Origin of the sequence: Corynebacterium uterequi (assembly GCF_001021065.1) — a bacterium.
Taxonomy (GTDB): domain Bacteria; phylum Actinomycetota; class Actinomycetes; order Mycobacteriales; family Mycobacteriaceae; genus Corynebacterium; species Corynebacterium uterequi.
This window is the reverse complement of record NZ_CP011546.1, coordinates 119,186-144,381: the sequence shown is the minus strand read 5'-3', so window position 1 is coordinate 144,381 and position 25,196 is coordinate 119,186. Positions and strand designations below refer to the sequence as shown.

At 66.2% G+C, this 25,196-nt stretch carries 24 protein-coding genes, 2 tRNA genes and 1 other RNA gene; 9 read left to right on the top strand and 18 right to left on the bottom strand.

All coding sequences use genetic code 11. From position 1 onward, the window contains the following. Positions 1–13 precede the first annotated feature (13 nt). Genes CUTER_RS00695 through CUTER_RS11485 form a run of 3 tightly spaced genes read left to right on the top strand, consistent with a single transcriptional unit; the run spans position 14 to position 2,290 of the window. On the top strand, positions 14–1,294 hold the full coding sequence (locus CUTER_RS00695; protein ID WP_047258808.1) for a Mur ligase family protein: 1,281 nt from the start codon (positions 14–16) through the stop codon (positions 1,292–1,294). Positions 1,295–1,313: 19 nt separating this feature from the next. Further along, positions 1,314–2,042, top strand: a complete 729-nt coding sequence (locus CUTER_RS00690) for a type 1 glutamine amidotransferase (RefSeq protein WP_047260474.1) — start codon at positions 1,314–1,316, stop codon at positions 2,040–2,042. 41 nt (positions 2,043–2,083) lie between these two features. Continuing rightward, complete coding sequence (locus CUTER_RS11485) at positions 2,084–2,290, top strand: hypothetical protein (RefSeq protein WP_144412216.1); 207 nt, start codon at positions 2,084–2,086, stop codon at positions 2,288–2,290. A 7-nt stretch (positions 2,291–2,297) separates the two neighbouring features. On the opposite strand, the gene recR is transcribed toward CUTER_RS11485, so the two are convergent. The 6 genes from recR to ffs form a co-directional block, all read right to left on the bottom strand. Continuing rightward, positions 2,298–2,954, bottom strand: coding sequence for a recombination mediator RecR (gene recR / locus CUTER_RS00685; protein ID WP_047260473.1), 657 nt, complete (start codon positions 2,952–2,954; stop codon positions 2,298–2,300). An 84-nt stretch (positions 2,955–3,038) separates the two neighbouring features. Next, positions 3,039–3,362 (bottom strand): YbaB/EbfC family nucleoid-associated protein, encoded by a 324-nt coding sequence (locus CUTER_RS00680; RefSeq protein WP_047258807.1) that lies wholly within the window; start codon positions 3,360–3,362, stop codon positions 3,039–3,041. Between the two features lie 55 nt (positions 3,363–3,417). Then, complete coding sequence (locus CUTER_RS00675) at positions 3,418–5,703, bottom strand: DNA polymerase III subunits gamma/tau (RefSeq protein ID WP_047258806.1); 2,286 nt, start codon at positions 5,701–5,703, stop codon at positions 3,418–3,420. Between the two features lie 40 nt (positions 5,704–5,743). After that, positions 5,744–6,304: a suppressor of fused domain protein gene (locus CUTER_RS11690; protein ID WP_052843953.1), complete on the bottom strand. Its 561-nt coding sequence runs from the start codon at positions 6,302–6,304 to the stop codon at positions 5,744–5,746. Further along, positions 6,304–7,575 carry an aminotransferase class I/II-fold pyridoxal phosphate-dependent enzyme gene (locus CUTER_RS00665; RefSeq protein ID WP_047258805.1) on the bottom strand — a complete coding sequence of 424 codons (1,272 nt, stop codon included), beginning with the start codon at positions 7,573–7,575 and terminating at the stop codon, positions 6,304–6,306. Before CUTER_RS00665 ends, CUTER_RS11690 begins: the two co-directional genes overlap by 1 nt. A 133-nt stretch (positions 7,576–7,708) precedes the next feature. Beyond that, positions 7,709–7,805: signal recognition particle sRNA small type (gene ffs / locus CUTER_RS11170), an RNA gene on the bottom strand. A 126-nt stretch (positions 7,806–7,931) separates the two neighbouring features. On the opposite strand from ffs, the gene CUTER_RS00660 reads away from it, so the two are divergent. Next, a tRNA-Ser gene (locus CUTER_RS00660) sits at positions 7,932–8,020 on the top strand. 227 nt (positions 8,021–8,247) lie between these two features. On the opposite strand, the gene CUTER_RS00655 is transcribed toward CUTER_RS00660, so the two are convergent. From CUTER_RS00655 to CUTER_RS00645, 3 genes are read right to left on the bottom strand one after another with little or no spacing between them, the layout of a single operon-like run. Beyond that, on the bottom strand, positions 8,248–9,027 hold the full coding sequence (locus CUTER_RS00655) for an ABC transporter ATP-binding protein (RefSeq protein ID WP_047258804.1): 780 nt from the start codon (positions 9,025–9,027) through the stop codon (positions 8,248–8,250). Beyond that, positions 9,028–10,035 carry an ABC transporter substrate-binding protein gene (locus CUTER_RS00650; RefSeq protein ID WP_047258803.1) on the bottom strand — a complete coding sequence of 336 codons (1,008 nt, stop codon included), beginning with the start codon at positions 10,033–10,035 and terminating at the stop codon, positions 9,028–9,030. 9 nt (positions 10,036–10,044) lie between these two features. Next, a complete protein-coding gene (locus CUTER_RS00645) occupies positions 10,045–11,115 on the bottom strand; it encodes a FecCD family ABC transporter permease (RefSeq protein WP_047258802.1) in 1,071 nt (356 codons plus the stop codon). A gap of 48 nt (positions 11,116–11,163) precedes the next feature. Here CUTER_RS00645 and CUTER_RS00640 point away from each other — a divergent pair, with 48 nt between their 5' ends. Continuing rightward, positions 11,164–11,910: a methyltransferase domain-containing protein gene (locus CUTER_RS00640; RefSeq protein WP_330217693.1), complete on the top strand. Its 747-nt coding sequence runs from the start codon at positions 11,164–11,166 to the stop codon at positions 11,908–11,910. Here the strand turns inward: CUTER_RS00640 and gluQRS are convergent. Further along, positions 11,842–12,816: a tRNA glutamyl-Q(34) synthetase GluQRS gene (gene gluQRS / locus CUTER_RS00635; protein WP_082121199.1), complete on the bottom strand. Its 975-nt coding sequence runs from the start codon at positions 12,814–12,816 to the stop codon at positions 11,842–11,844. The genes CUTER_RS00640 and gluQRS overlap by 69 nt on opposite strands. Before the next feature lie 24 nt (positions 12,817–12,840). Between gluQRS and CUTER_RS00630 the strand changes: the two genes are divergently transcribed. Further along, positions 12,841–13,515 (top strand): queuosine precursor transporter, encoded by a 675-nt coding sequence (locus tag CUTER_RS00630; protein WP_047258800.1) that lies wholly within the window; start codon positions 12,841–12,843, stop codon positions 13,513–13,515. On the opposite strand, the gene tgt is transcribed toward CUTER_RS00630, so the two are convergent. The 6 genes from tgt to CUTER_RS00600 form a co-directional block, all read right to left on the bottom strand. Further along, the gene (gene tgt / locus CUTER_RS00625; protein WP_047258799.1) at positions 13,512–14,798 is read right to left on the bottom strand and encodes a tRNA guanosine(34) transglycosylase Tgt; all 1,287 of its coding nucleotides are present in this window, start codon (positions 14,796–14,798) and stop codon (positions 13,512–13,514) included. The genes CUTER_RS00630 and tgt overlap by 4 nt on opposite strands. After that, a complete protein-coding gene (locus CUTER_RS00620) occupies positions 14,798–17,377 on the bottom strand; it encodes an MMPL family transporter (RefSeq protein WP_082121198.1) in 2,580 nt (859 codons plus the stop codon). The genes tgt and CUTER_RS00620 overlap by 1 nt, the downstream gene beginning before the upstream one ends. Before the next feature lie 115 nt (positions 17,378–17,492). Next, positions 17,493–17,580, bottom strand: a tRNA-Ser gene (locus CUTER_RS00615). A gap of 65 nt (positions 17,581–17,645) precedes the next feature. Beyond that, on the bottom strand, positions 17,646–17,849 hold the full coding sequence (locus CUTER_RS00610) for a CsbD family protein (RefSeq protein ID WP_047258798.1): 204 nt from the start codon (positions 17,847–17,849) through the stop codon (positions 17,646–17,648). A 203-nt stretch (positions 17,850–18,052) separates the two neighbouring features. After that, on the bottom strand, positions 18,053–18,487 hold the full coding sequence (locus CUTER_RS00605) for a nucleoside deaminase (RefSeq protein WP_047260469.1): 435 nt from the start codon (positions 18,485–18,487) through the stop codon (positions 18,053–18,055). 50 nt (positions 18,488–18,537) lie between these two features. Next, positions 18,538–19,017: a tRNA adenosine deaminase-associated protein gene (locus CUTER_RS00600; RefSeq protein WP_047258797.1), complete on the bottom strand. Its 480-nt coding sequence runs from the start codon at positions 19,015–19,017 to the stop codon at positions 18,538–18,540. Positions 19,018–19,056: 39 nt separating this feature from the next. On the opposite strand from CUTER_RS00600, the gene CUTER_RS00595 reads away from it, so the two are divergent. From CUTER_RS00595 to CUTER_RS00585, 3 genes are all read left to right on the top strand, one after another. Further along, a complete protein-coding gene (locus CUTER_RS00595; RefSeq protein WP_047258796.1) occupies positions 19,057–20,085 on the top strand; it encodes a prephenate dehydrogenase in 1,029 nt (342 codons plus the stop codon). A gap of 264 nt (positions 20,086–20,349) precedes the next feature. After that, positions 20,350–21,783 carry an MFS transporter gene (locus CUTER_RS00590; protein WP_236684735.1) on the top strand — a complete coding sequence of 478 codons (1,434 nt, stop codon included), beginning with the start codon at positions 20,350–20,352 and terminating at the stop codon, positions 21,781–21,783. A 153-nt stretch (positions 21,784–21,936) separates the two neighbouring features. Then, on the top strand, positions 21,937–23,103 hold the full coding sequence (locus CUTER_RS00585; RefSeq protein WP_047258794.1) for an HNH endonuclease signature motif containing protein: 1,167 nt from the start codon (positions 21,937–21,939) through the stop codon (positions 23,101–23,103). A gap of 66 nt (positions 23,104–23,169) precedes the next feature. Here the strand turns inward: CUTER_RS00585 and CUTER_RS00580 are convergent, their stop codons facing one another. Together CUTER_RS00580 and CUTER_RS00575 are read right to left on the bottom strand one after the other, a co-directional pair. Continuing rightward, the gene (locus CUTER_RS00580; protein WP_047258793.1) at positions 23,170–24,021 is read right to left on the bottom strand and encodes a sugar phosphate isomerase/epimerase family protein; all 852 of its coding nucleotides are present in this window, start codon (positions 24,019–24,021) and stop codon (positions 23,170–23,172) included. Further along, entirely contained in the window at positions 24,021–25,184 is a 1,164-nt protein-coding gene (locus CUTER_RS00575) for a Gfo/Idh/MocA family protein (protein WP_047258792.1), read from the bottom strand. Before CUTER_RS00575 ends, CUTER_RS00580 begins: the two co-directional genes overlap by 1 nt. Between the last annotated feature and the right edge of the window lie 12 nt (positions 25,185–25,196).

The window sequence follows — 25,196 nt, the reverse complement described above, 5'->3', positions numbered from 1 at the left end:
TACGCTAGGGGCTATGAGTCGACAACTCCCCGGCCCCCTGCGCCGACTGCGTTCTCACGCCGCGATCACCGCTGCCGGACTGGCGACCCGCGCGTCGCGAGCCACCGGGCGTGGTGCCGGCGGCATGATCGGCGGCCTCATCGCCAGCGCGATTGACCCCTCCATCATGGAATCTCTCGGGCGCTCCCGCCCCACCGCCCTCGTCACGGGCACGAACGGCAAGTCCACCACCACGCGGATGCTCGCCGCGGCCGTCGGCCGGCAGTACCGCGTCGCCACCAACGACGGCGGCGACAACATGGACGCCGGCATCATCTCCGCGCTGCTCGCCGGCGAGGACGCCGACGCCATCGTCCTCGAAGTCGACGAGCTGCACGTTCCCGCGGTCGCCGACCGGCTCAACCCCCAGGTCCTGGTCCTTCTCAACCTGTCGAGGGACCAGCTCGACCGCGTGGGCGAGATCAACAAGCTGGAACGCGCCCTGCGCTCCGCCGTCGACGCGCACCCCGACATGCTCGTTGTCGCCAACTGTGACGACGTGCTCATGACCTCCGTGGCCTACGACGCCCCCAACGTGGTGTGGGTGTCCGCCGGCGCCGGGTGGCTCGGTGACTCGGTGTCCTGCCCCCGCACCGGCGGGCACGTCGTGCGCACTGAGGACGACTGGTACGCGGTGAAGAAACTGCCTGACGGCCGCGAGTTCCGCCGCCCCACCCCCACCTGGTCCGTCGACGACCACGGCATGCTCACCCCCGCCGGCGAGCGGGAGCTGACGCTCACCCTGCCCGGACGCGCCAACCGCGGCAACGCCACCCAGGCCATCGCCGCCGCGGTGAGCAGCTTCGGCATCCCGCTCGACGACGCCATCGCCGCCGCGTCGGCGGTCGATAACGTCGCCGGGCGCTACTCCACCGTGCAGCTTGGGGATCGCAGCGTCCACCTGCTGCTGGCCAAGAACCCGGCCGGCTGGCAGGAGGCGCTGACCATGGTGGACCGCACCGCCGACGGCCTCGTCATCGCCGTCAACGGCCAGGTCGCCGACGGCGAGGACCTGTCCTGGCTGTGGGACGTCCGCTTCGAGGACTTCGACGACCTAGCGGTCAAGGCCGCCGGCGAGCGCGGCACCGACCTCGCCGTGCGCCTGACCTACGCCGACATCTCCCACGAGCTGATCCACGACACCATCGAGGCCATCCGCTCCTGCCCCCCGGGGCGCATCGAGGTGCTCGCCAACTACACCGCCTTCCGTGACCTCAAGAAAGACCTGACCAAGCAGGAGGATTACCGTGGCTGATCGTCTCACCATCGGGCTGATGCTGCCCGACGTCCTAGGCACCTACGGCGACGACGGCAACGCCCTCGTCCTGCGCCAACGCGCCCGCTTGCGCGGCATCGACGCCGAGATCCACCGCGTCCACCTCGGCGAAGCAGTACCCGAAACCCTCGACGTCTACTGCGTCGGCGGCGGCGAAGACACCGCCCAGATCCTTGCGGCGGAGCACCTCATCAACGACGGTGGGCTCACCCGCGCCGCCGACGCTGGCCGGCCCGTCCTCGCCATTTGCGCTGGCCTGCAGGTCCTCGGCGAATCCTTCCGCGCCTCCGACCGGGTCGTCGATGGCGTCGGCCTCATCGACGCCACTACCGCCTCCATGCAGATCCGGGCCATCGGTGAGCTGGGCTCCACCCCCACCCGGGAAGGCATCACCGCCGAGCTCACCGAACCGTTGACCGGCTTCGAAAACCACATGGGCGCCACCATCCTCGGCCCCGGCGCGCAGCCGCTCGGCACGGTCACCCAGGGCGTGGGCAACGCCGACGACGCCGCCACCGTCGACCTCTCCGACGGCGAACGCCAGCGCTACGCGGAAGGCGCCGTGCAAGGCAGCGTCATCGCCACCTACATGCACGGCCCCGTCCTGGCCCGCAACCCCCAGCTAGCCGACCTGCTCCTGGCCAAGGCCATGGGGATCGCGCTCGCCGAGTTGGAACCGCTGGACCTGCCGGCCGTCGCCCGGCTGCGCTTCGAGCGACTGCCCTAAAGGCGACCGCGCGGCGGGCCGACGGCTAGGGAATCGCCGTTGTGCTCCCACAACCCGATGCCGCGCTCGGTTCCCAGCTTCGACAGCGATGCCCGGCGGTGGCGACGGATGCAGTCTCCCGGTCTGTAGCGGCTCGGGAATGGGCGGTCAACTTTCTTATCTTTTGGGCCATCATTGCCCTCGCCTTCGCCTTCGTCTACTGGGGTGTGACGAAGCTGTTGTCCCCCACCGCGCCAGACGGACAATAGCGCCGCTCTACAGCGCTCGACGCCCCGCGAGCGCGCGGGACAGGGTGAGCTCGTCGACGAATTCTAGGTCGCCGCCCAACGGGATACCGGACGCCAAGCGGGTGATCGTCAGGCCCGGGAACTCGCGCAGCAGCCTGCCTAGGTAGGCCGCCGTCGCCTCGCCTTCCGTGTTCGGGTCCGTGGCGACGATGACCTCGGTGATTTCGGGGGCGTCGTCGTAGCGGCGGTCGGTGGGCGTCGAGTCCGCTAGCTCCCGATCGGGCAGCACCCCGCCGATGCGCTGCAACAGCTGCGCGATGGTGAGGTCCTTGGGGCCGACGTTGGCCAACGGGTCCAGCGCCCCGCCCAGAACGTGGTAGCGGCCCGAGTACTCCCCGGTGCGCTCGATAACCTGAATGTCCTTGGCTTCTTCCACCACGCAGATGGTGGAGCGGTCGCGCCCGGAGTCGGCGCACACGCGGCACACGTCCTCGCGGGAGATGTTGGCGCAAATGCGGCAGAAGGTCACGCCGTCGCGGACCGCGGCGAGCGCGGCGCGGAGCCGATCGATGTCGTCCGGCTCCACCCGCATGAGGTGGAAGGCGATGCGCTGGGCGCTCTTCGGGCCGATGCCCGGCAGCCGCGAGAACTCATCTATGAGGTCTTGCAGGGGGCCTTCAAACACGACGCTTTCCACGCACCTTCCGTAGCCGATGACATTAATGGCTGGGCAACTAACCCAACCATCATAGACGCCGGCCCGGACGGGCTAGATGCCGAAGCCCGCCCCGCCGGCGGCGAAGGGGCCGAGCTTCTCCTCCGCGATCTGCCCGGCGCGCTGGTGGGCGTCGCGGAACGCGCCGATGACGAGGTCCTGCAGGGTCTCGACGTCCTCCGGGTCGACGATCTTCGGGTCGATCCGCACGGCGCGCAGCTCCGCGCCACCGGTCATGGTGACCTCGACGAGGCCGCCGCCGGCGGTGCCGGTCACGGTGGTGGCCAGGATCTCTTCCTGGGCCTTTTGGAGCTGGGCCTGCATCTCGGCGGCCTGGGCGAGCAGTTCATTCATATCCGGCTGCTGCGGAGTGGTCATGCTAAGCCTTTCGTTGGTGTCGTCAGTTGTCCAGCCCAGTGTAGCCAGCAGGCCGCTACACGCGCCGCGCTCCCAGCTCCGCCTCGACGAGGTCCACCGCCACCTGCATGCCGTCGCGGTGGTCTCGCTGCCCGGGTTCCTGCGCCTCGGAGGCCATCATCTGTTCCTCCTGTTCCCGGGACAGCGACGGCGCCGGCGGGGTGGGCATCGACGGTCGGTCGGTTCCCATCTCCTCCGGTGGCGCGTCCTCCGGGAAGGACGGCTCCGGCGGCAGCGGCGCGCCGGAAGAGAAAGTGGATGCAGAGCGCTGCTTCTCAGCCTGTGCCGCATGGGCACTGGCCTGTTGGATACGGGAACGCCAGTCGTCCGGGGCGGGCGCGGCGGGCCGAGGCGACGTCGCCGGCGCCGTGGGCCGTTCCGCTGGAGCCGACTGCTGCGGCGCGGGTGCCGCCGGCGATGCTGCCACCGTCGAAGGCTCAGCTGACGCGGAAGCAGGGGCGCCTGCCCCCACAGCCGCGGGCGCTCCCCAACCGTCACCCGCCGACGCGCCCTGGCCCGGCGATGGTGCTGTGGTTGTGGCGTCGGAGGCGTCGCCGCTGTTCTTGCCTTCATTGTCACGCGCGGCGGCAGTGTTACCCACTCGCCTCGGCTGCCGCGGCGACGACGGCGCCGGCGAGCCATCAAAGCCCGCAGCGGCGGGATCGGTGCCGACGACGCACCGCACCTGCCAGGAGACGTCGAAACGCTTCGACACCGCCGTGACAATGTCCTTGTTGTTGCTCTCGGCATTGATGCGCTGGGCCAGCGCCCCGGTGTTGTGCCCCAACACCAAGGTGTCCTCCCTCACCCCGAGCACCTTGGCTTCGGCGAGCATGATGGCGGCCACCTTGTTGGTCTCGGCGATGTCGCGTCGAATGTCCGCCCACGCCGCGACGACGTCCGCGGCGGTAGGCCCGTCGGGCGTGGGTGCAGGTTCCGGCGTGGGTGCTGGTTTCGGCGTGGGTGCTAGTTTCGGCTCCGCCTTGGGCTTTGGCTGCGGTGACGGCGCGGGCTGCGGCGCGGGCTCCGGCTTGTGCTGCGGCTGTGGCTCCGCCTTCGGTGCCTCCGGCCGACGCTCCCAGGGCTTGCCTTGGGGGCTGCTGGCCGCCTGCTTTTGTGTCCGGGCCTGAGACCCTGCCGCGACTGCGGCCGCCGCCGCTGCCGCTGCCGCGTCCCTAGAGGAGGCCGCCGCCGGGGCGGGGGCCGGGGCGGCGTCGACGAGCATGTGGGCGCACGCGATCTCCAGCAGCAGCCGCTGCGAGGTCGCCCCACGCATGTCCTTGAGGCTGTCGTTGAGCTTTTCCGCAAGCAGGGGCAAACGCCCGCCGGTGAAGCGCTTCGCCTGATCGGCGAGGATCGCCTGGCGGTCGTCGGGAGCGTCGACGAGGCCCTGCGAGAAAGCGTCGGGCACGGCCGCGACGATCATGAGATCCCGGAGCCGGTCGAGCAGATCCTCGGCAAAGCGGCGCGGTTCGTGGCCGGAATCGATCACCCGGCCGACGATGCCGAAAAGGGCGGCGGCGTCGGCCGCGGCGAGTGCGCCCACCGCGTCGTCGATGAGCGTCAGGTCAGTAACTCCCAGCAGGGGCAGGGCGGAGTCATAGTCAAGGCCGTCCTCCCCCGCCCCGGCGAGTAGCTGGTCGAGGATGGAGAGGGTGTCGCGCGGCGATCCCCCACCGGCCTGGATGACGAGGGGGTAGACGGCCGGGTCCACCACCACCTGTTCCTCGGTGACGATGCGCTCGATGAGCGACCGCATGTCCGGCGGCGCGACCAACCTGAACGGGTAGTGGTGGGTGCGCGAGCGGATCGTGCCGATGACCTTCTCCGGCTCGGTGGTCGCGAAGATGAAGATGAGGTGCTCCGGTGGTTCCTCCACCACCTTGAGCAAGGCGTTGGATCCCGCGTTAGAGATCATGTGCGCCTCGTCGATGATGAAGACGCGGTAGCGGGACTCCGCCGGGGCGTAGATGGCGCGTTCGCGCAACTCACGCATGTCGTCGACGCCGTTGTGGCTGGCAGCGTCGAGCTCCATGACGTCGAGGTTGCCCGGTCCGCCCGGCGCGAGGGACACGCAGGACTCGCACCGGCCACACGGGGTGGAGGTGGGCCCCTCCACGCAGTTGAGCGACCGGGCGAGGATGCGCGCCGACGACGTCTTGCCGCAGCCCCGCGGTCCCGAGAACAGGTAAGCGTGGTTGATGCGCCCGGCGTCGAGCGCCTTCGTCAACGGCTGGGTGACCTGGTCTTGGCCGACGACGTCCGCGAAGCGGGCCGGCCGGTACTTTCTATAGAGTGCCACGGTGACCTAGCCTACCCACGCCCCCGCGCCCCGGAGCGGGCTACTCGCGGTACCAGTTCGCCAGGTCGGACCCGCGGCGACGCAACCGGGTCAGCAGTGCCTCCGCCCCGCGGTCGCAGGCGACCTCGTACTCGTCGTCGGTAATCATGAGCACCTCAAGCATGAGAGTGAGCCGGCCCTCCTCCGAGACCTGCGGGGTGTCACCACCCCACAGTTGCGGCACGGTGAGCAACCCGTGGCGCACCGTAGCCCCAGCCAAGTGACCGACACCGGCGCGTTCGCCGACGCCCGGCACTAGCACGCCCGGGCGCGCCGGTAGGCTGCCGGCGGCGTCGGCCAGCAGCGATCCCGTAGCCAGCACGACGCCGACGGCCGCGCCGACGGGGACGCGGGCGCACGTCAGGAGCTCGCAGCGCACCTCCTGCGACGGGTTGTCGGCCAGCAGAAGCCCGGTATCGATTGCGGCGAAGTCGAGCGTCGACGCCACCGACCGGCCGTCGTCCAGCCGGGCTGCGGCGACCGTCATGCCGGCGACCTCCCGGACGTCGAGGGGCGCGGGGACGATGCCGCCGAGCCAGTCAGCGGTGGCGTCGGGACGCACTAGGCGCCCAGCTTTTCCAGGGCGGCGAGCAGGACGCAGACGGTCACGCCCTCCATGGCCGCCTCCAGCTCCTCCACCGGCGGCAGCGACGGCGCCAGGCGGATGTTGCGATCGTTGGGGTCGTCGTGCAGCGGGAAGGACGAACCGGCCGGGGTCAGGGCGATGCCTGCCTCGCGGGCGAGCTCGACGACGCGGGCTGCGGTGCCGTCCAGGACGTCAAGGGAAATGAAGTACCCGCCCGTGGGCTTCGTCCAGCGGGCGACGTCGTACTCGCCGAGGTTCGCCTCCAGGATGTCCAGGACGCGGGCGAACTTCGGAGCCAGCAGAGCGGCGTGCTTACGCATGACCGCCCGCACGCCCTCCGCGTCGCCGAAGTAGCGGGCGTGGGCGAGCTGGTTGACCTTGTTCGGCCCGATGCCGCGCACGCCGGCGTGCTTGAGGTACCAGGCGAGGTTCGCCTCAGAGGTGTTGAGGAAGGCGACGCCGGCACCGGCGAAGGTGATCTTCGACGTGGAGGAGAACTGGTAGAAACGGTTCGGGTTGCCGGCCTCGGCGGCGATGCCGACCACGTCGAGGATCTCCGGGAACTCGTCGGTCAGGGTGTGCACCGCGTAGGCGTTGTCCCAGAAGATACGGAAGTCCGCAGCGGCGGTGTCCATCTCGGCGAGCGCGCGCACGTCGTCCGCAGAGACGGTGTGGCCGGAGGGGTTGGCGAACATCGGGACGATCCACAGGCCCTTGACCTGCGGGTCCTTGACAGCCTCGCGGATGGCGTCGAGGTCCGGGCCCTCGTCGAGCCACGGCACGGTGAGCATCTCGTAGCCAAAGGCCTCGGTGATGGTGAAGTGGCGGTCATAGCCCGGGACCAGGCAGATCCACTTCACGGTCTCCTCCTGCGACCACGGCCGCGGGGAATCCTGGGTGCCGAAGCTGTGGGCCAAGGCCACCAGGTCGTACTCCAGGTTGAGGCTGGAGGCGTCCGCGGCGATAAGCGTGTCCGCAGAGACGCCAAGCAGGTCGGCCCACAGCTCACGGATGTCCCGGATGCCCTTGAGGTTGCCGTAGTTGCGCACGTCGACGCCGTCGGCGTCGCGGACATCCTCCTCACCCGGCAGGGCGAGCAGGGAGCGACCAATGTCGAGCTGCTCGGACGACGGCTTACCGCGAGTGAGATCCAACGCGAGGTTGCTGGCCTTCAGCTCGGCGTAATCGCGACGAACCTTCGCCGCGAGTTCCGCACGCTGGTCGGAGTCAAGGTTGAGAAGCGACATGGTGCTCACATTCCTTCTGCTGACGAACTATGTGGGGGCGGCCGGGCGCCTACGCCACGACCCGCCACTACCCTACCCTGTCCCCCTACAGAATCTCGTCCCGCCAGGCATCCGGGCGCGAGCAGTCCATGCATATAAAGGGACCCCACGCACCCGTCAGAGCCCGCTGACCCTTGCTGCATTCCTGCCCTGGGGGAGTTCACGAGATGGACGCCGCGTGGGATCCTGTCCTAACTGTAGCCCACGGGGTGGGGGTTAGAGCAAACTGTCGCCACCAAGACGCAACCTGATAGCCACTTTCCCGTCACTACCTGCAGTTTTGGTGCGGTTGTGGGCATCAGCTAAAGTACTTCCTCGGAGGATTCGACTAGCGGCCTATGTCACACGCCTGGAACGCGTGCGGGGTTCACGCCCCTCGTGGGTTCAAATCCCACATCCTCCGCCAAGGGTAAAACGCCTGGCCAATCGCGGCCAGGCGTTTTTCTTTGTTTCCGTGGTGTTTTGGCTGGTCACGGCACTTATCCAAGGTGGACGTAGACGGACGTGCGAGGGCGTAAAGTGCGTCGCGTAAGCGAAAGTTAAGGGAAAATTTCAGCCTTTGCTCAGGCCAGCTCCCCGCGCCGACGGGCCGCCCCGGGCGAAGCGCAGCAGACCAACCGCTGCGCCGCCCTCCTAGCGCCGAGAGAACACGAGGCTCGGGGCGCCGTCGACCTCGCCCACGCGTACCCGGATGTTGTAGACAGGCTCCAGCACCTCAGGGACCAGCACCTCCGACGGGCGACCATGAGCGGCAACGACACCGTCGTGAAGCACATAGACCCGGTCACAGTAGCGGGCCGCCAGATTGAGATCGTGCAGCACCACGATCGCGGCCCGGTCCCGGCCCGTTCCCACGCCGTCACCGTCGTCGCCCACCACTGCCCGCACCAAGTGCATGGCCTCGTGCTGGAAGTGGATGTCCAAGTGGTTAGTGGGTTCGTCAAGGATCATGATCCGCGCCTGCTGGGCGAGGGCGCGAGCGATGAGCACGCGCTGGCGCTCGCCGCCGCTGAGGTGAGTGAAGTCCGTCGTCGCCGCCTTGAGCATCCCGACGCGCCGCAGCGCATCGACGACGATGGCCTCGTTCTCCTCCCGGCCAGTTCGGTAGGGCAACCTCCCGAGCATGACCAGGTCGGCGACGCTGATGGGGTTCTCCGTGCCTGGCTCTTGCACCACCACCGACAGCATCCGGGCGAGCTCGGAGCGACGGTAGGAGTCGGTCGGGCGGCCGTTGATCCTGATCTCCCCTTCACTCGGGGCGAGGGATCCATAGAGCAGCCGCATGAGGGTGGTCTTGCCGGAACCATTCGGGCCGACGATGCCGACCACCTCGCCGGCGGCGACATCCACGTCCACGCCGGAGACCACGGGATGCTGGCCACGCCGGAATCCTAGCGCGCGCGTGACGAGCACTTACTTCTCCGCGAGCTCGTTCTTGAGGACCTCGACACCCTTGACCGCCAGCGGGGTCGGCGGCTCCGCGTAGTTGAACAGCAGCGGGATGATGCGGTTATCGCGGACCGCCGGGATGGCCTCAGAGCCGGGCAGCTGGCGCACGGCGTCGATGATCTCGTCCGGGTTGTCCGACTGGTACAGGGCCACGATGACGTCCGGGGCGCGGTCCACCAGCTGCTCGGCGCTGACCTCAAAGACGCGCTCCGAGGTGTCAGCGAAGACATTCTCCAGGCCCGCACCGGTGACCACCGGGTGGGACATGCTGCCGGTGCCGTAGGCGTAGGTCACGCCGCCGCCGACGGTCGGGTAGAGCACCGCCACGGTCTTGCCGCTGTCCTCACCCTCGAAGCTGGCGACGGTCTTCTTCAGCTCCTCGATGTAGGCTGCACCTTCCTCCGGCTTGCCGAAGAGCGCCGCGTACAGCTCGACGTGGTGGTAGACGTCCTCCCAGGTGGCGTCGCCCTCGATGCCGTCGCAGTAGGCCTCCTCGGTCACCACCGGGATGCCCTGCGGCTTCATGGTGTCCGGGGTGATCTGGTCGGTGTAGCCGATGATGAGGTCCGGGTTAGTGGCCATCACCTGCTCCCGGGAGATCTGCAGGTGCCCGGAGGGGTCGAGCCGATCCGAGAGGGTCTCGATGCCGTCAAGCTTGGCATTGGTGGCGTCGTCGAAGTACTCCGGCGGGTAGAAGCCGGCCTTGGCCACTACCTGGTCGAGCACACCGAGGGCAGACAGAGTGGTCACCGAGTTCGGGGCCAGCAGCGTTGCCTGCTGCGCCGGGGAATCGAGGGTAAACGTCTGGCCGCAGTTCTCGACCTGGATGGATCCCTCCTGGGCGGCGGCCGCGGTGGTGGCGGCGTCGTTGCTGGCGGTGGTCGAGGTCGAGGGCTGCTCGTCCGGCGAGCAGCCGACTAGCACGAGGCCGACGGCGGCGCACAGGCCAATGGCAAGAGCACGGGTCTTCATGGTTGTTCCTTAGTGGTTGTGTCCGGAATACATCCGCCGGACGAGGATCAGTAGGAATGGGGCGCCCACCAGGGCGGTGATGATGCCGATGGGGATCTCTTCCGGGGACATGAGGGTGCGCGCCCCGAGATCCGCCCACAGCAGCAGCACCGCGCCGAGCAGCGCCGAAATGGGGATGCTGTAGCGGTGAACACCGCCGACCAGGCGCCGGGCCAGGTGCGGCACGACGAGGCCGACGAAGCCAATAGAGCCGACCATGGCCACGATGACGCCGATGAGCAGGCAGGTCACCACCAGCGCCACCGCCCGGAACCGCTCCGGGTTCATGCCCAGCGTCAACGCGGTGTCGTCACCCAACGCCAGCGCGTCCAGCTTCGACGCCCACCGTGCCGCCAACAGGATGACGATGCAGACCACCACCGCCACCACCAGCAGCGGACCGTTGAAGGCGGCCAAGCCCAGGGATCCGAGCAGCCAGAACATGACCGACCGGGAGCCTTCCGCCGAGTCCGAGGCGAAGATAAGGAAGCTCGTCAGCGCCGACAGGGCGTAGCCCACGGCCACGCCCGCCATGAGCAGGCGCACCGAGGTGAGGGTGCCGCCGGCCCGGGCAACGACGAAGATGAGCACACTGGCAGCCAGCGCGCCGAGAAACGCCGACGTCTGCAGGGCGTAGTCGCCAAACATGGCGCCGAAACCGAAGAGGATCGCGCCCGCGGCGCCGCAGCTTGCGCCCGAGTTGATGCCGACCACATAAGGATCGGCAAGCATGTTGCGCACCAGGGCCTGCATGATAAGACCTGCCACGGCCAGGCCTGCGCCGGCGAAGGCGCCCAGGACTACTCGGGGGGTGCGGATCTCCCAGATCACGGCGGTGTTCGTGCCACCGGCATCCGCGGCGCCGCCGGGGAGGAGCTGGTTGCGCAGGATGGCGATAACCTCACTCGGATCGACGGTCACCGAACCGAAGAGGATGCCAACGAACATGGTGACGATCATCGTCACGATGAGGACGCCGCCGAGCGCCCACGCACGCCGCCGGGCGGCGCCGAGGCCTAGTTGAGGTGCCGAGTCTGCCATACCCTCCAGCCATTCGATCAATCAATTGATTAATATGGCAAAGATCATATCACTCAAACCATCTCTCGGAAAGTCTTTTCAATGACCGCAATCCAATCCCGGCTCGACGCCTACTGGTCCGACCGTGCCGCCTCCTATCAGCGCTACACCGTCACCAACCCCACGGCTTCCCAACGGCGCCAGATCTTCGAGCGCACCCTCGAACCTCTCCTGCCAGCGTCCGCACAGGTACTCGACGTCGGCACCGGAACCGGTTACCTCGCCCAACTGCTCGCCGACGCCGGCCACCGCGTCACCGGCATCGACACCGCTGCCGGCATGCTCGACGAGGCCCGGCGCGTCGCCGCCACCCGCCCCGCCGAGCACCAACCCACCTACCTCCTCGGAGACGCCACCGCCCCTGCCTTCGCCGATGCCAGCTTCGACGCCGTCACCAGCCGATTCGTCCTCTGGACCTTACCCGCGCGCGACACCGCCGTCGCGTCCTGGGCCCGGCTCCTGCGCCCCGGGGGCGTCGTCGTCGCCATCGATGCCGCCCACTTCCCCAACGGCATCACCGACGTCGACGACTTCGGTGAAGCCTTCCTCACCGCCTACAACGCGGACACTCAGCAGCGGCTGCCCAACGTCTTCGTCGACGATCCGGCGGTCTACGTGGAATCCTTCCGCGCCGCCGGGCTGACCGACGTCACCGTCACCTACCTCGACAACCTCTACGCGCTTGACCTAGCGGAGGGCGTCGCGCCCGGGCACGCGCCCATCCGGCCCTTCGTCATCACCGGCACTCGGCGTTAAACCCCAAAACTGAACAGGATGCCGGGGCACCCGGCGCGGGTCAAAAACCTCGGCCACCTCGGCCAGTGTCGCCGCCTCCGGGTAGCCAATCGTCGCGCAGATCCACCGCACGACCGCCTGCCGGTCGCCCAGGTCCCGCAGGGTGACGGCGCCGTCGCGCTTGGCTAGTCGGGCACCCGTGGGCCCGAGCACCAACGAAACGTGAACGTACTCCGGCGCCGGCACGCCCAGGAGCGAAGCCAGATACGCCTGACGAGGCGCGGAGGCCAACAAGTCATCGCCGCGCACCACCTGGTCCACGCCCGCGTCGGCATCATCAATGACCACCGCGAAGTTATAGGCGAAGTCGCCCGCCTGCCCCACGTTGCCGCCGCGCCGCAGCACAAAATCGTCAACCTCACCGACGTAGTCCCCGGCGTAGAAATCACGGACGCTAAAACTCGACGCATCCGCACGCAGCCGGAGGCTGGGCACCCGGCCGGCGTCGGCAAGGTGCCGGCGGCGCCGGTCCCGTTCGGGCTCGCTTAAGTCCCGACACGTTCCCGGGTACACCCCCGGCACCGCGTGCGGGGCCCGCGCCGCATCCTGGATATCTCGGCGGCTGCAAAAGCACTCGTACACTAATCCCCGCGCGGCCAGCTCAGCGAGAACCCCCTCATACCGTGGCCGGCGCTGCGATTGGTACGTCACCTCCCCCTCCCAGGTCAGCCCTATCGCCTTGAGATCCGCCATCTGCCGTTCGGCGGCCGCCGACGACGACCGCCCGGCGTCAATGTCCTCGACCCTTAAGACGAAGCGCCGCCCGGAATACACCGCGAACAGCCAAGCCAATGCGGCGGTGCGAAGGTTGCCGAGGTGGAGATCACCGCTCGGGGACGGGGCGTAGCGCCCAGCTGGGAGATTCATAGCCACCGAGTTTAGGATGTCGGCATGGCTGACTCGACGACGTCCATCATCGACGCCCCGCGCCACGTCGCTACCGGATCCGGGCTCTACCCCGTACTCGTCGCGATGAGCGCCAGCGTCTTCCTCTTGTCCAACATCCTCGCCTCGAAGGGGGTCCAGATCGGGCCGTTGGTGCTCGACGCCGCCTTCTTCCTCTTCCCCGTGAGCTACATCATCGGCGATCTCATCAGCGAGGTGTACGGGTTTCGCGCCGCCCGACGCACCGTCCTCACCGGTTTCGGCATCATGGTGTTCGCGGTCATTTGCTTCTACATCGGCATCGCGCTGCCCGCCGCGGACTTTTACCCCAACAACGCCGAGTTCGCCCTCATCCTTGGGCTGGTCCCCCGCATCGTCGCCGCGTCGCTCGCCGGCTACGCGCTCGGCCAGCTGCTCAACGCCTGGGCACTGGTGAAGATCAAAGCCCGCACCGGCGAGCGTTCCCTGTGGGCACGACTCGTCGGTTCGACCGTCGTCGGACAATTCGGCGATACTCTAGTCTTTTGCACCATCGCCGCCCCGGCCATCGGTATCACCAACGCCGGGGACTTCGCCAACTACGTCATCGTCGGCTTCCTGTGGAAAACCCTCCTGGAGGCGATGCTCCTGCCCGCCACCTACGGCGTCGTCGCCGCCGTGAAGAAACACGAACGCTACTAGCGGCCCTCCGGAGCGCGGCCGCCGTGAGCGTAATAGCGGCCCAGGAATTCCTCACGGTAGGCGTCGAAATATCCGCCCTCGATGGAGCTACGGATGTTATCCACCAGCCGCACCATGAAGGCCACGTTGTGAATCGTGCACAGCGTGCCCGCCAGGAACTCCTTGGCCTTGAGCAGATGATGCAGGTAGGCGCGGGAGAAGTTCTCCGACACGTAACCGCCGAACTCCTCGTCGACGCCCCGGAAGTCCCGCTTGAAACGCGCCGCGGTGAGGTTCATCCGCCCGTCGAGGGTGTACACGCCACCGCGGCGCGCCAGGCGAGTCGGCGCCACACAATCGAACGTGTCCGCACCTGCTTCGACCGCGGTGAATAGGTCGTCGGGTTCCGAAATCCCCAACAGGTGCCGCGGCTTCGACGCCGGCAGCTCGTCGCACGCCCAGCCGACGATGGTCCCCAGGTTCTCCTTCTCGATCGCCCCGCCGATGCCGAAGCCGCCAAAACCGCGCCGCCCCTCAGCCTCCGCAGCGTCGGAAAGCGCCACCAGCTCCCGGGCGGCGTGGCGACGCAGGTCCTCGTACTGCGCACCCTGCACCACACCCCACAATGACTGCTTCGCCTTGCCCTCGCGCGCGCGGGTCAGGCGGTCGTGCTCCACCAGGCACCGCTGCGCCCACCGCAGGGTTCGCTCCACCGACTGCTCCTGATAGGCCCGGGAATCGACGAGGGTCGTTAACTCATCGAAGGCGAACATAATGTCCGCGCCCAGGCCGTGCTGGATCTGCATGCTTACCTCGGGGGTAAAACGGTGCATCGACCCGTCGATAATGGACTTGAAGTCCACCCCGTCTTCGTCGACCGTAGCCAGTCGCTGCCGATCTTTGGCCCGAATATCCGATTCGTTCAGACCCGTCGTGTCCATCGCCAGCACCTTTTTGAACCCCACCCCCAGGCTCATCACCTGGAATCCGCCGGAGTCGGTATACGTCGGGCCGTCCCAATTCTCGAAAGCGGCCACGCCGCCCGCCTCGTCGACGATGTCGTGGCCAGGCTGCAAGTACAAGTGGTACGCGTTGGACAGAATCGCCTGCGCCCCCGTCGCCGCAATCTGCTCCGGGGTCAGCGTCTTCACCGTGGCCTTCGTGGCGACCGGGATGAACGCCGGGGTCGCAATATCCCCATGCGGGGTGTGAATCACGCCACTTCGCCCGTGCCGGCCCGGCCCGGCCTCCAGAGCCGTACCGACCTCGAAGCTTAAGTCCTCAGCGCCTGCATGGTGCTGCATTATTCCTCCTCTTCCAGGCGGTGGCGAGCCCGGGTAGAACCAGACCCCCCGAAGGGGCGATACGTGAAACCGGTCTCCGTGAACGAATACGCCGCGTGCGCCGGTGCAGCCGGGGCATCCGGGACCGCGGGAAGGATCCGCGTCGGCGGGCCATCCTGCGGCACCGGCCCGACGTCCTCAAACTTCTTCTCCAAGGCGGTTCCCTCCACGTCAATGTTCGGCAGGATCCGGTCCAACCAGCGCGGCATCCACCACGTAGCGCGCCCCATGATGAACATCGTCGCCGGGACCAGGCCCATGCGGACAAAGAAGGCATCAAAGAGGACAGACAGCCCCAGCGAAAAACCGAAGATCTGGATAAACGGCAGAGGCTGGTTAATAAAGGCCACGAACACGGAGATCATGATGATTGCCGCCGCGGTCACCACGCGGGCCGAGTTGCCGAAGCCCACGATGATGGACTCCTCCACCGCGTTATACGGAGAACCGGGAATAGACCGGCCACCGTTGTGAATAAAGTGCTCACGCATCCGGGTGGCCAGGAAGATCTGGTAGTCCATGGCCAGGCCGAAGGTGACGCCGATGAGGAAGATCGGCATGAAGCTCAGCAGCGGCGCCGGGGTCGGCACCAGGTTCCACAGGCCCTCCTGCCACACCAACACCGTCATGCCGAAGGACGCGCCCACGGACAGCAGGAAGCCCAGACCGGCGACCACCGGCACCATGATCGAGCGGAACACCAGCAGCAACAGAATAATGGCCAGGCCGACCACCACCGCCAGGTACGGGCCCATCGCTGCGCTCAGGCCTTCGGTGATGTCCATCTGCACGGCCGTGAGACCCGTCAGGCCAATCTCCGCACCCGTCGCGGAGCTGACTTGCTCGGCGAGCGTGCGCAGCGCTTTCGCGATCTCCACCGTTTCCTGATCCGCCGGCCCCGACTCCGGGGTCACCAGCACCTGCGCCGCATTCTGGTCCTCGCTGATGGCGATGAACTGCGCGTGCGTGACATCCGCCAAGGAATTAGCCTGCCCCACCGTGTACAGGAAGGTGGCGAAGCGAGCCGCGTCCTCCCGCGGCATATCCGGGTTCCCGGCCACCTGGGCCTCAATGAGCGGCTGGAGAGCCGACGCCTGCGGGTCCGCATTCGTGGCGTCGACGATGAGCAACAGCGGCGCGTTGACACCGGCGCCGAAACCATCCTCCATGAGCTCCGCCGCCTTGCGCTGCGTCGTGTCATAGTTCGACGTCATGTCCGACGGCAACGCCATCTCCAGGTCCTTCACCGGCAGCGTCAACGCCCCGAAACCGAGGATGACCACGGCGATAACCAGCGACGGCGCCTTATGCACCAGCTTGACCCACTTGCGTCCCAGCGTGTCGCCCTGCATATGCTTCCACGAATCCGGGGCGGGCCACGTCTTCGTCCGCAGCGAACGGTTACCGGCCACTCCCGGCACCTTGGCCGCGAACGCCCGGTCCCCGAAGACACCGAGCAGCGCCGGGGTCAGCGTCAGCGACACAAGCACCGCCAGGCCGACGGTCAAGGCCGCCACCGCACCCATCCACGTGAGGAATTCGATACGGGCAATGACCAACGCCGCCAGCGCCACGAACACGGTCACTCCGGCGAAGACCACCGAAGACCCGGCCGTGCCGACGGCGAGCCCTGCCGCGTTCGGCCCGTCGAGCCGTTGCCGCTCCGTGCGATAACGCGACAACACGAACAGGGAGTAGTCGATACCTACCGCCAGGCCGATCATCACCGACAGCACCGGGGTCGTGTTGTTGAGATCCACCCAGTGTGTAATGACCAGGATGGACATCATGCCCAGGCCCACGCCGACCACCGCCGTCACCACCGGCATGATCGCCGCCACGAGGGAACCGAACGTCACCATGAGGATGACGAAGGCCACCGCCAGGCCGATGGCCTCACTGGTGGAATTGATGACGATGGGATCACCGAACCCGGGACCACCAGCCTCCACCCGCAGGCCCTGGTCCCGGCCGATCTCCATCGCCTTCAAAACGACGTCGCGGTGCTGCTCAGTCACCGACTGCGCAGACTCCACGTCGAACGTGAAAGTGGTGTACGCGATGGTCCTATCGTCGGACACCATGGCCAGATTGTCGGCGTCGGCGCGGGCCGCCGCCTCCGGCAGCCCCTGCTCCGTCTCCATCGCGACCACGCCCTCTTGCAGCTTCGGCGACACCTCCAATGGGTTACCGAAGCGGCGCAGGTCTCGCTTTTCGGCCAGGTTCTCGTCGACGTAACTGACCACGTCGCCAATCGCCTTTGCGTTATGCGGCTCGTCCAGCGTCTGGCCCTCCGGGGCCTGGAACACCAGGTTGACGCTCGCTGCATTGATCGACTCCCCCATACCAGGGAAGTGCTTATCCAGCGTGTCGATCGCCTCGATGGACGGCGTGCCGGCGATGGCGAACTCCGTGGTCAGCGGCCGCATGAGGTTCATCGCGGCCGTCACCATGCCGATTACCAGAATCAGCCAGGCCACGATGACCTTCCATCGATTGAGGAAAGACCATCGCCCTACGTGGAAAAGAATGTGTGCCACGGTGTCCTGTCGCCCCTAACGCGTGCCGGCTGCTTCGGAGATAGTGTAGTGAGCCTTAGTAATGAGACTCAAAAAATCGCCGACCCCTAAGATCTTCAGGGGCCGGCGATTCTCGTGGCGGTGGCGGCGGGATTTGAACCCGCGGTGGTTTTACCCACACTCGCTTTCGAGGCGAGCACCTTCGGCCGCTCGGACACGCCACCGTCTCGAAACTCTAGGCGGTGGCGGCACCCGCAGCCAAATCCGCTGCTAAATGTTGGTGGACGCCTTACTTCTTGTCCTGGAACTTGCCCAGGACCTCGTTAGCCTTGTCCTTCACGGCGTCGGCGGCGTTGGAGAGGGTCTCCTTGAAGTCGGCCTTGGTCTGATCGGCCTTGCCCTCGTTCTCCAGGCTCTCGTTGTTCGTAACGTCGCCAGCGGCTTCCTTAGCCTTGCCGGCGAAGTCGTCAACCTTGTTCTGAATGTCACCCATACTGTGCTCCTTGAAGTAGTCGATCCTGTTGTCTGCCCGACACCCCGGCGACACCGCGAACGATGCACCCCAGCGCCTTGGCCCTTAACGCGCCTATTGATGTGCGTCACGTCAACAGTCGCGAAGCCCACTGTAGCCACGCGGACGTCGGCCTCGCCACCGCCTGGCCCAACCGATACCAAGCTGTAACCTTGCCTCCCTCGCTAGGAGCGCAACGTCTCAAAGAACTCCGACAGCAGCTCAGCAGTCTCTGCTCCGAGCACGCCCCCGCGCACTTCGGGAACGTGCATGGCCCCCGGCGCCCGCACGGCGTCCACCAGAGACCCACACGCCCCCGTACGCGGTTCCCACGCTCCGAAAACAATGGAGTCCACCCGCGCGCCGACGGCCGCCCCCGCACACATGACGCACGGCTCCAGCGTCACCACCAGCTCGCAACCAGTCAGGCGCCAGCCATCACCGTAGGTCTGCGCCGCTCGACGGATCGCCACCACCTCCGCATGCGCCGTGGGGTCCCCGTCGGCCTCCCGACGGTTCGTGCCCGTAGCCAGCTCCGATCCGTCCGGGGCGAAAATCACCGCACCCACCGGAATGTCACCCACCGGGGTGGTGCGCGCTACCGCCAGGGCCCGCCGCATCCGCTCCTCAGCCCGAAGCAGGCCCTGCGGCGAGGGAAGCGCCACCCCCACTAGCCGTCGATTGCGTCGTTCAGCTCGTCGAGACAGCCCAGCTCCTCGGCGATACGCTCCAACGCCTCCGACGGAGCCAGATCCGGGTCATCCACGAACACACTCAACAGCTCCTCACCAACGCCCAAGTCCCCCAGGATGGCGAAGTCGCCGTCGGGCAGCGGGTCGACGTCGTCGAGATCCTCCGGAGCGATATCCGGAACCTCCAAGTTGGCCTCCGCCGCCCAGCCAGCAGCAAAGTCGTCATCGACGGCCATCGTCACATCCGAGAGGAAGACCGCCGTGCCGTTGGGCCCCGGACGGGCGATAACGAAGTACTCATCCTCCACGCACAGCAAAGCGAACGCCGCGGCTTCGGCGCGCAGGGACCGCACCGCCATGATCGCGGTCCTCGGGTTGGTGAAATCATCCGGAAACGACTTAACAAGCCACCGACCGTCCACACTCGTGACAGTCACCGCAAAGCTGTAGTCCTGCATAGAAAGAAAGCGTAGTCCGCCTCAGGCATAATCGGGGGCGTGACTTCCCCTAACGCTCCCCGCCCCGTCTGCATCATCGGCCTCGGCCTCATCGGCGGCTCGCTGCTGCGCGACCTCGCCGCCGCCGGGTACTCCGTGTACGGCTACAACCGGTCCACTTCCGGCGCCCGCAGCGCCCGCAAGGCCGGTTTCGACGTCAGCGACGACCTCGACGATACCCTCCGCAAGGCCAACGACGACGCCGCCATCATTGTCTTGGCCGTCCCCATGGGCGCCGTGAGCGGGATCCTCGACCGAGTCGTCGAATTAGCACCCCGTTGCGGTATTACCGACGTAGTCTCCGTTAAGGGACCCGTCTACGACGAGATCCGACGCCACGGGCTGGAACGACGCTACGTCGGCGGCCACCCCATGGCCGGAACCCAGTTCTCGGGATGGCGCGCCTCCAAGGAAGGCCTCTTCGTCCGAGCAGCGTGGGTCATCACCTACGATTACGCCGCCGAATGCGAGGAACGCGGGGAACGCACCCCTCAGGAGTGGATCGACCTCTTTAGCGACGTCACCCGCATGATCGTACGCGTGAAGGCGGAGGCCGTGCCCGCCCGCGTCGCCAACCACGACATGGCTGTCGCCCGCGTCTCCCACCTGCCTCACGTCATCGCCTCCGCACTCTCCGTCGTCGGCGACCACGGTGGCATCATGGCCCAGTCGCTCGCCGCCGGCTCCTTCAAGGACGCCACCCGCGTCGCGGCGACCGACCCCGCGCTCCAGCGCGCCATGTGCGAATCCAACGCCGCCTCCCTCGTCGTCGCCCTCGACGACTTCATTCACCAACTCAACCAGGCCAGGGATGCGCTCGACAGCGATGAACCCAACATCGCTGAGCTCATCGAGTTCGGGCACCGCACCCGCACCCGCCTCGAAGCCCGCTCCGGCGCCCGCAAGGAATCCGTCTCCCCGGTCAAGATTTCCTCCCGCCCCGTCCTGCGGCTGCACCCCGGTGGGCCGCACTGGGTCCGCCAGCTCGCCCAGACTGAAGACATCGGCGGCCGCATCGAGATTTTCTAGTCCTCGCTGCTCACGCCTCTCTATGGCCCCTCGACAGGTAGTTGAGGGGCCATTGGTCACTCCATATACCCCCTCGACGCACTACCACAAACGTGTCCCGCGTCACCTCTGACCTTGAATAACGACAGTTGCACATTCTTTCCTACCCCCCGCCTGCGAAAAGCCTTAACAGACGTTGGGATTACCAATAAGGTACTTAGGTATCACGTTTCGCCGCTAGGGGCGTAGCACCCCACCGCGGCTAACCCTTCTATGAGGAGTACCATGACCGCTTCTACCAGCGCCGGGGGACGAGTGACGCGCCCCTTCGGCATGCGCGATCGCATCGGCTACATGTTCGGTGACTTCGGTAACGACTTCACCTTCATTCTTCAGTCCACCTTCTTCATGCTGTTCTACACCAACGTGGTCGGCATCAACCCCGCCCACGTCGGTACCCTGCTCCTGGTCGCCCGCATCGTGGACGGCTTCACCGACGTCGGCATGGGCATCATCATCGACCGCCTGCCGGTCAAGGGGCACGGCGACAAGTTCCGCCGCTGGATCAAGTGGATCGCCATTCCCGTCGCCGTCGCCTCGGCGCTGATGTACATGAGCTTCGTGGCGGACTTCAACTCCTACGGTGCCAAGCTCGCCTGGATGTGCGCCACCTACTTCCTGTGGGGCTCCCTCTGCTACACGGCTATCAACATCCCTTACGGCTCGATGGCCTCCGTCATGACTGCCGACCCGGACCAGCGCGCCCAGCTCTCCGCCTGGCGTTCCACCGGCGCCACCATGGCGAACCTCGTCATCACCTCCACGCTGCCGCTGTTCGTCTACACGACCAACGCCGCCGGGGTCAACGTCCTCAATGGCAAGGCCATGACCATCTCGGCCATCGTCTGCTCCGTGCTTGCCGTCCTGTGCTACTCGATGCTCTACATCAACGTTCAGGAACGCGTCGAAGCAACCAAGGCCGCAGAACCCGTCGGCATCGGCAAGATGCTCGGCTCCGTCGTTTCCAACAAGGCCCTGCTTGGCCTCATCGTTGCCGCCCTGCTCCTGCTGCTGTCGATGATGTTCCTCGGTGGCATGCTCAGCTACCTCTTCCTCGCCTACTACAACAACGGCCGCCTTCAGTCCCCGGCGAACCTCCTCGCTCTCCTGCCGTCGCTGAGCCTCATCGTTATCGCCCCCTGGCTTGGCAAGAAGTTCGGTAAGACCGAGGTCGGCATCGTCACGATGATCATCACCGGCGCTATCCTCGTCGCCGCCTACTTCCTCAAGCTGAACTCCATTCAGTGGATGATCGCCTACGGCTTCGCAATGTTCGGCATCAACATCTTCAACTTCCTCATCTGGGCGTTCATCACCGACATCATCGACTTCCAGGAAGTCAAGACCGGACAGCGAGACGACGCTACCATCTACGCCGTCTACTCTTGGGCCCGCAAGCTCGGCCAGGCCGGCGCTGGCTTCCTCATCGGAGCCTCCCTCGGCTGGGTTGGTTACGACTCTGCTCTCGCCGCCTCCGGTGGACAGCAGTCGAAGGAAACCCTGGACGCCATCTATGCCCTCGTCAACCTCGTCCCGGGTATCGGTGCTTTCCTCGTCGCAGCGGCGCTCTTCTTCCTCTACCCGCTCAAGCGCAAGGTTGTGCTGGCGAACACCGCCATCCTCAACGAGCGCCGCGCCGCGGAAGCCACGCAAGCCTAGCTGAACGGTAACCGCGCAGATCATACCCCGCCACCGCGCCGACGGTAGCGGGGTCTTCTCCGTCCTGTGGACAACACCGCACTATCCACAGAAAACGGGATATTTTTCGCAGCGACCGCCATCGCAACGCAGACGGCCCCTAGAGTCCGAGGCATGAACCTCCTGGACATGATCGCCACCTTGCAGACTCACGGCATGGGCCTGCTGGAGGTGCTGCGACCATTGTCCCGCGCGTCCCTCACCGACCTAGGCTTTACCCGCAGCCAGGTATTTCTCCTTTCTCAGGCCGCCGAGACCTTCTGGGGACGAACCAAGCACCGCGCCAAACAAAGCAGGGCGCGGGACGCCGCAGCCGACGGGAAACTCGCCGTCGGCGCCCTTATCGGCATTGACAAAGCCGCCCGCAAACTCCACGACGGCTCCCGCTTCGACGTCCTCGAAGAACTGTGCCTCCTTCGCGGCACCACCGACGACATCATCGCCCAAGCCAACGCCGTCGTCAGGGAAAGAAACCGGAAAGCCAAAGACGCCGAAAACAAGGCCCGCAAGCGACGCGCCCTTCGCGGCGGCCAAACCACCGACGCCGCCGGCATGCGCACCGCCACCTTCACCCTGCCCGAACGAGACATGGCCGACCTCCTCGCCGTACTCCGGGCAGACGCCGAGAAACTCCAGCAGGCTGACCCAACCCTTACTAGCGAGCAGGCCCTGGCCGACGCCCTCGTCAACGCCGTTCACCACGGTGGTGGGGCCGTCCCCGCGAAAGCCGTGCCTCTCGTCGTCATCTCCTTGCCGGACTGGGCACACCTACTTAATCACGAAGGCGACGACACCATCTTCGGCCTCACCGACGGCACCACCATGACTGGTGCCGAAGTCGTCAACAGCTGCGTCAGTGACTACCACCTCAGCATGCTCTATGCCCCTGAACGCGGACCGGTCAACCTCTACCGATCGGATAGGTTCTTCAACCTCAAACAACGACGGATGGCTCAAACCGAAACCATGGTCTGCGCCGTACCCGGATGCCACCGGCCCGCCACCGAATGTCACCCTCACCATGTCACCGCCTGGGCCCAGGGTGGCGATACTAACGCCGCCAACTGCGCCATGTTGTGCGCCAAACACAACGGGCAGAACGACGACGACCCCAACGCTCCACCACGAAACGGCCGCATCGAGCGACGCGGTGCCGACCTGGTGTTTGACTCTCCCCACAACCGAACCCCCGAGCCCAACCGCCACCCCATGACGAGATACAGCTCAGGAGCAGCCGCTCAGCGGCACCGCGATGACCTAACAGCACGGCACGAACGTTAAAAAGCCCACGAAAAAGCCAGGCCCCTCAGGTAGGGGCCTGGCAGTCGTGCCGGTCAAGCCTAGTAGCTACCAGCCGATCGACGTCAAGTACTCGCGGGAGTCCTTGATGCAATCGAAGGGATCACGCCCATAGGTCATGTCCTGCTCGATGAAGAAGAACTCCGCACCTGCCTCCTGGGCGGCCGGGAGCAGATCCGGCCAATTCATATTGCCCTGGCCAACCTCCGCGAACTCGATGATGTTCACGAACTTGTCGTAGCCCTCCATGACCTTGCCGGAGACCATGAGGTCGATGGCCTCCTGGGGCAGCGACGTCACGCGGTAGTCCTTAACGTGGATGAGCTTGCACACGCCCGAGTACTGTTCGAGCATGTCCAGCGGGGCCATGCCGCCGCGCTGCACCCAGTGGAGGTCTACCTCGAAGTGCAGGTTCGGGGCAACGCGGCGAACCACGTCGAAGATGCGCTCACCATTGGCAAACTTATGCAGGTCCACGTGGTGATTGTGGTAGCACAGGATGATGCCATCGGCGGCGAGCTTGTCCGCCCACGGGGCGACCTCTGCCGCCCATGCCTCGGTGGCTTCACGAGACACCATGGCGTCGAAGGGCATCATGCCGATGCGCAGGAACTTCACGCCCAGGCGCTGACAGTCTGCCACGATCTTGTCGTAGTGCTCTTCGAGGTTGTCACCGGTGGCGGTGGGGCCAGGCTTGAGGGCCACCGACAGCGCGCCGACGGCGATACCCAACTCCTTGATGCCTCGCTCCAGGGCTGCGGTGTTTTCCTCATCCATGGGGATCTGAGACACCTCCACGGACGCGATGTTGAGCTCCTTGAGCTTCTCAAGCACCGGGTACATGCCAAGTTCGGCCACCTGGTCCTTGAGCATCATCATTTGGACGCCAATGTCAGCCATTAGTTACGCTCCTCCCACTTACCTTCTTCGCGAATGCGCTTGTTGAGTTCAGCGAGGTAGGTCTCCTCGTCGAAGTTCTCGAGGTCAACGTCCTTGCCGGTCCAGGAGGACAGGTGGATGCCGTTGGCAAGACGGACGCCGAAGATGCCGTCGCCGCCCGGGGCGAGCAGTTCCTCTTCACCGTTGATGGCCGCCGCGAAGTTACGCATAACCTCGCAGTGCTGGCCACCCCAGACCGATTCGTAGGTCTTGGTTTCGACGGTCATGTATTCGTTCATGTCCATCTGGCCGGTAAAGAGCTTGCGGACGGCCTCCATGTCCATGCCGCGAGAGAGCACTTCCTCGTTCTCCTTGAGGCGGGTCACGGTGACGGTGTTGGAGTTGTCGACCACAACCTTGCCCTTGTCGCACAGGATCTCAAGTCGGTCGGTGCCCACCATGTCGTGGGTGCAGGTGATGAACGTGCCGGTAGCGCCGTTGTCGAACTCGACGAGGGCGTTGACCTCGTCTTCGACAGCGATGTCACGGCGGAAGCCGTACTGGGCCTTGGCGAAGACGGACTTCGGGGCGCCGCAGATCCACTGCCACAGGTCGAGCTGGTGCGGTGCCTGGTTAACGAGGACGCCGCCGCCCTCGCCGCCCCAGGTGGCGCGCCAATCGGACTGGTTGTAGTAGCCCTGGGGACGCCACCAGGTGGTGATGATCCAGGAGGTGTGGCGCAGCTGGCCGAGCTCTCCGGAGGCCAGCAGTTCCTTGAGGTCCTTGTACAGGGGGTTGGTGCGCTGGTTGAAGAACACACCGAACTTCAGTTCCGGCTTGGTGGCGGCGAAGTCGATGAGTTCACGGGCCTGCTTGGTGTAGACGCCGACCGGCTTCTCGACCAGGGCGTGGATGCCGTGCTCGAGGGCGAAGATGCCCATCTCCGGGTGGAGGTAGTGGGGGACGGTGGTAACGACGGCGTCGACGTCGCCCGAGGTCACCATCTCCTTGTAGTCCTCGTAGAACGGCACACCGTACTTGTCGGCATCGGCCTTCTTCTCGGGCAGGATGTCGCAAATCGCGCCGATTTCCATGTTCTCGATGCGCCCCTCGTTGAGGAAGGTGGCGTACATGCCGCCCTCAGCGCCGAGGCCGATGATTCCTAGCCGGATTTTCTTAGACACTGTGTGAACTCC

Excerpts from the sequence above, each read along its gene's own strand:
- CUTER_RS00695 (WP_047258808.1), top strand. The coding sequence starts at position 14 with ATGAGTCGACAACTCCCCGGCCCCCTGCGCCGACTGCGTTCTCACGCC.
- CUTER_RS00630 (WP_047258800.1), top strand. The coding sequence starts at position 12,841 with ATGGCTGACTCGACGACGTCCATCATCGACGCCCCGCGCCACGTCGCT.
- gluQRS (WP_082121199.1), bottom strand. The coding sequence starts at position 12,816 with ATGAATCTCCCAGCTGGGCGCTACGCCCCGTCCCCGAGCGGTGATCTC.
- CUTER_RS00585 (WP_047258794.1), top strand. The coding sequence starts at position 21,937 with ATGAACCTCCTGGACATGATCGCCACCTTGCAGACTCACGGCATGGGC.
- CUTER_RS00650 (WP_047258803.1), bottom strand. The coding sequence starts at position 10,035 with ATGAAGACCCGTGCTCTTGCCATTGGCCTGTGCGCCGCCGTCGGCCTC.
- CUTER_RS00690 (WP_047260474.1), top strand. The coding sequence starts at position 1,314 with ATGCTGCCCGACGTCCTAGGCACCTACGGCGACGACGGCAACGCCCTC.
- CUTER_RS00665 (WP_047258805.1), bottom strand. The coding sequence starts at position 7,575 with ATGTCGCTTCTCAACCTTGACTCCGACCAGCGTGCGGAACTCGCGGCG.
- CUTER_RS00610 (WP_047258798.1), bottom strand. The coding sequence starts at position 17,849 with ATGGGTGACATTCAGAACAAGGTTGACGACTTCGCCGGCAAGGCTAAG.
- CUTER_RS00680 (WP_047258807.1), bottom strand. The coding sequence starts at position 3,362 with ATGACCACTCCGCAGCAGCCGGATATGAATGAACTGCTCGCCCAGGCC.
- CUTER_RS00645 (WP_047258802.1), bottom strand. The coding sequence starts at position 11,115 with ATGGCAGACTCGGCACCTCAACTAGGCCTCGGCGCCGCCCGGCGGCGT.
- CUTER_RS00590 (WP_236684735.1), top strand. The coding sequence starts at position 20,350 with ATGACCGCTTCTACCAGCGCCGGGGGACGAGTGACGCGCCCCTTCGGC.
- CUTER_RS00600 (WP_047258797.1), bottom strand. The coding sequence starts at position 19,017 with ATGCAGGACTACAGCTTTGCGGTGACTGTCACGAGTGTGGACGGTCGG.
- CUTER_RS00605 (WP_047260469.1), bottom strand. The coding sequence starts at position 18,487 with ATGCGGCGGGCCCTGGCGGTAGCGCGCACCACCCCGGTGGGTGACATT.
- tgt (WP_047258799.1), bottom strand. The coding sequence starts at position 14,798 with ATGCAGCACCATGCAGGCGCTGAGGACTTAAGCTTCGAGGTCGGTACG.
- CUTER_RS00580 (WP_047258793.1), bottom strand. The coding sequence starts at position 24,021 with ATGGCTGACATTGGCGTCCAAATGATGATGCTCAAGGACCAGGTGGCC.